1 protein-coding gene is annotated in these 658 nt (G+C 40.4%); it reads right to left on the bottom strand.

Features of this window, described 5'->3' with window-relative positions; all coding sequences use genetic code 11:
• Nucleotides 1-658, bottom strand: a 658-nt coding sequence (locus tag PKO01S_RS28555; RefSeq protein ID WP_456152492.1) for a COG4705 family protein, incomplete at both ends; no start/stop codon positions are given.

The following is a 658-nucleotide window of genomic DNA, read 5'->3' as shown; positions in this document are numbered from 1 at the left end:
GCGCTAAGGAAGATTACGCTTGTAGTGGTAGCGCCTAAATCCAAGCCTCCGTTCTTCTTCGACTGAGACAAATAGTCGCCAATCGACGCACCAAGAGGTCGTGTTAGTATATAAACGAGCCAAAAAGCGAGGATTTCGTTGAGCTTAAGTTTCCATGCCACGTATAGACATGCAATAATGATAATGACGATAATTCCTGTCCCTAGATATCCCACTCCAAGTTGCTCAGAGTACAAATCCCCTACTGCTGTCCCCAAAGCAAAGGTAAACAGGATCGTTAACCAATAGAATCCCTCCCTCCTAATCGTGTAGATAGAATGGATGGATAACGTCTTTTCGCTCGAGAACCAAAGCATAAACGTGATAGCTAATAACACACTGAAAGTAATCGTACTCAGTTCAAGCGGTACCCCAAACCCGTCAGTTAAATTGTCAGTCAGAAGTGTACCAAATACACTGATAAGAACAACAGTCAGCCAATATACAAGAGGAATATATTTAGTTGCCTTGAACTGGAGAAATAAAACGACAACAAAAGATATACCCATCAATAAAGTCGTTAGTGGTAATCCTAAACCTACGTTGAAGCTTAAAAAATCAGAGAAGGTTTCCCCTACTGTTGTACATAATACTTTAATAAGCCAAAAGAAAATCGTTA

Origin of the sequence: Paenibacillus kobensis NBRC 15729 (assembly GCF_004000825.1) — a bacterium.
Taxonomy (GTDB): domain Bacteria; phylum Bacillota; class Bacilli; order Paenibacillales; family Paenibacillaceae; genus Paenibacillus_T; species Paenibacillus_T kobensis.
The sequence above is the reverse complement of the archived record's forward strand: the minus strand, read 5'-3'. Positions and strand labels throughout refer to the sequence as shown.